Here is a 3,569-nt window from a genome sequence, read left to right as displayed (position 1 = left end):
AAGGAGTACAAGGCGGAGCTGATGCACCCGTACTACGCCGCCGAGCGCGGCCTGGTCGACGACGTCATCGACCCCGCCGAGACCCGCGAGGTGCTCATCAGGTCCCTGACCATGCTGCGGAAGAAGCACGCCGCCCTGCCTTCTCGTAAGCACGGCAACCCTCCGCAGTGACGCCATGAGCGTGATGCCCGTACGAACCTGACGACCCGTACGGACTCCGGGGCCGGACGAGCGTAGGACGCCGTCCGGCCCTTTCGCGGTGGTCGCGAGCCCGGGACGCCCCTCGTGGCGGCCTCGAGCCGTCCGGCGCGCCTCCATCAAACCGCACGGAGAGTCTGTTATCTTGCTTGAGGGCATCTGGCGAGATGCCCTGATCGCCCGTTTAATCTGGCGCATCTTCACGGCAGTGGACTCACGTTCGGCCGTGAAGCAGGCGGCCGGGTGAACCTCGAACCCGATAACTCACAGGTCAGAGCGCGTTTTGCGAACGCTTGCACGATTCTGCTGCACGATGCAATAAAACCGCGTAACTGGTTTGGTATTGACAAACCGTGTGGCCTGTTTTGTACTCGTGAGGTGCAGGACACCGGCACACTCAACTAGGGGGATTGGCGTGCGCATCGAGGTACTGGGCGTATTGGACGTCAGGGAGAACGAGGTGTCCATCACACCTACCGCGCCGAAGCCCCGGCAAGTGCTCGCCCTTCTGGCGCTGCACGCCGATCAGGTGGTGCCGGTCTCCGCACTCATCGACGAACTGTGGGCGGGTCAGCCGCCGCGCAGCGCGCGCACCACGTTGCAGACCTATGTGCTGCAACTGCGCGACCTCATCACCGCGGCCCTGGAGAAGGAAGCGTCCGGTGAGCCGCAGGGCGCCGCACGCAACGCCAAGGACGTCCTGGTCACCTCGCCCGGCGGCTACATGCTCGTCTCCGGCGGGGGCACGAGCGACGTCAAGGAGTTCGACCGGCTCGCGGGCATGGGCTACCGCTCCATGGACGCCGGGGACTTCAAGGACGCCGCGCGGCTGCTGTCCGACGCCCTCGCCCTGTGGACCGGCTCGGCCTTCGCCGACGTGCAGACCGGTGCGCAGCTGGAGATGGAGGCCCAGCGGCTCGAGGAGAGCCGGCTGTGCGCCCTGGACCAGCGGATCGAGGCGGACCTGCGGCTCGGCCGGCACCGTGAACTGCTCGCGGAACTGACCGTGTTGACCCGGCGCTACCGCACCCACGAGAACCTGCACGCCCAGTTCATGCTGGCGCTGCACCGCTCGGGCCGGCGCGGCGAGGCCCTCGACGTCTACCACCGGCTGCGCAGCACCCTCGTGCGGGACCTGGGCCTCGAGCCCTCGGCGCGGCTGCGCAGGCTCCAGCAGTCCATCCTGGTGGCCGCGCCCGAGACGCCGCTCGTGCCCGAGCACCAGCTGCCCGCCGGGGTCCCGCTGTCCGCCGAGCGCACGGGCCGGGGGCGCCCCCTGCACGTCAACTGACGGGCGAGCGGCGCAGATCACCGTCCAAGACACTGCGACGCGGCGCGACAAGTGGGTACGCTCGAACGAACTGCATAAGTTACCGCTTAGTAATTAGCTGGGCGGTCTCACTGAGCTCGGCAGTCTCGAGGAGCCCCCGCATGCAACTCGCCGCGATCATCGTGTCGCTGGTCCTGACAGTGATCGGCTCGGCCCTGTTCGCCCGGGTCATCGTCCAGTTCTTCCGGTTCTTCCGGCTCGGTGCGCCGTTGCCGGCCGGGGCGCGGACGGACGGTCCGTATCAGCGGAGTGTGACGCTGGTACGGGAGTTCCTCGGCCATACGCGGATGAACCGCTGGGGTGTCGTGGGCTTCGCGCACTGGTTCGTGGCGATCGGGTTCCTGACCCTGATCCCGATCCTGGGGCAGGCGATCGGGCAGTTGTTCGTGGCGGACTTCCAGCTGCCGCTGCTGGGCGGGTTCCTGCCGTGGGAGATGTACGTCGAGTTCATCACGGTGATGACCACGGTGGGCATCGCGGTGCTGATCCCGATCCGGCTGCTGAGCCTGCCGTCCCGGCCGGGCCGCAAGTCCCGCTTCGCCGGCTCGACGGCCTGGCAGGCGTACTTCGTCGAGTACGTCATCCTGACGATCGGCACCGTCATCTACGTGCTGCGCGGCCTGGAAGGCGCGATGCACCACGTGGAGCACTACGAGGCGGCGTTCTTCGCCTCCTATCCGCTGGTGATGGCCTTCGACGGGCTGAGCGAAGGCACGCTCGAGACGCTGGTCTACCTGTTCGCGGGGATCAAGGTCAGCGTCTCGTTCATCTGGATGATCGTGGTGTCGCTGAACGCCGACATGAGCGTGGCCTGGCACCGCTTCCTGGCGTTCCCGAACATCTGGTTCAAGCGCAACGCCGACGGCGCCACGTCGCTGGGTGGTCTGCTGCCGATGACGTCGGGTGGGAAGGCGATCGATTTCGCCGATCCGGGCGAGGACGACGTGTTCGGTGTCTCGCAGGTCGAGCAGTTCTCCTGGAAGGGCCTGCTGGACTTCTCCACCTGCACCGAGTGCGGGCGCTGCCAGTCGCAGTGCCCGGCCTGGAACACCGGCAAGCCGCTGTCCCCGAAGCTGCTGATCATGTCCCTGCGCGACAACGCCCACGCCAAGGCCCCCTACCTCCTCGCGGGCGGCGGCAAGACCGCGGAGGGCGAGGAGAAGGCCTCCGCCGAGGCCCTGAAGGATGTCCCCGCCGCGGCCCTCGCCGAGGCGGAGCGGCCGCTGGTCGGCACCGCCGAGGACAACGGCGTCATCGACCCCGACGTCCTGTGGTCCTGCACCACCTGCGGCGCCTGCGTCGAGCAGTGCCCGGTCGACATCGAGCACATCGACCACATCGTCGACATGCGCCGCTACCAGGTGATGATCGAGTCCGCGTTCCCGTCCGAGGCGGGCACCATGCTCAAGAACCTGGAGAAGAAGGGCAACCCCTGGGGACTGGCGAAGAAGCAGCGCCTGGAATGGCTGAAGGAACTCGACTTCGAGGTCCCCGTCGTCGGCCGCGACATCGAGGACCTCAGCGAGGTCGAGTACCTGTACTGGGTCGGCTGCGCCGGCGCCCTGGAGGACCGCGCGAAGAAGACCACCAAGGCCTTCGCCGAACTCCTGCACATCGCCGGCGTCAGGTTCGCCATCATGGGCGGCGACGAGAAGTGCACCGGCGACTCCGCCCGCCGCCTGGGCAACGAGCCCCTCTTCCAGGAACTCGGCATGGAGAACGTCATGGCTCTCAACACCGCCTTCGGTGAAGAGCTGGACGACGACGGCCGGGTGACCGACGAGTCGAGGAAGCCGAGGGCCGCGAAGAAGATCGTCGCGACCTGCCCCCACTGCCTCAACACCCTCGGCAACGAGTACCCGCAGCTCGGCGGCGACTACGAGGTCGTCCACCACACCCAGCTGCTCCAGCACCTCGTCGACGAGGGCCGCCTGGTCCCGGTCACCCCGGTCGAGGGCATCATCACCTACCACGACCCCTGCTACCTGGGCCGCCACAACAAGATCTACACCCCGCCGCGCGAGATCATCGCCGCCGTCCC

Annotated in this window: 3 protein-coding genes; all 3 read left to right on the top strand. The window is 67.6% G+C overall.

What is annotated here, in order from left to right:
* On the top strand, window positions 1-171 hold a 171-nt coding region (locus ACFYR0_RS37720; RefSeq protein WP_389338904.1), incomplete at its 5' end, for a carboxyl transferase domain-containing protein.
* Between the two features lie 442 nt (window positions 172-613).
* Window positions 614-1,489: a BTAD domain-containing putative transcriptional regulator gene (locus ACFYR0_RS37715; protein ID WP_389338901.1), complete on the top strand. Its 876-nt coding sequence runs from the start codon at window positions 614-616 to the stop codon at window positions 1,487-1,489.
* A 140-nt stretch (window positions 1,490-1,629) separates the two neighbouring features.
* Window positions 1,630-3,569 (top strand): (Fe-S)-binding protein (locus tag ACFYR0_RS37710; protein ID WP_389338898.1); only part of this gene is annotated, 1,940 nt, incomplete at its 3' end.

It is taken from the genome of Streptomyces sp. NPDC005017, from assembly GCF_042873115.1.
Classification (GTDB): domain Bacteria; phylum Actinomycetota; class Actinomycetes; order Streptomycetales; family Streptomycetaceae; genus Streptomyces.
The sequence above is the reverse complement of the archived record's forward strand: the minus strand, read 5'-3'. Positions and strand labels throughout refer to the sequence as shown.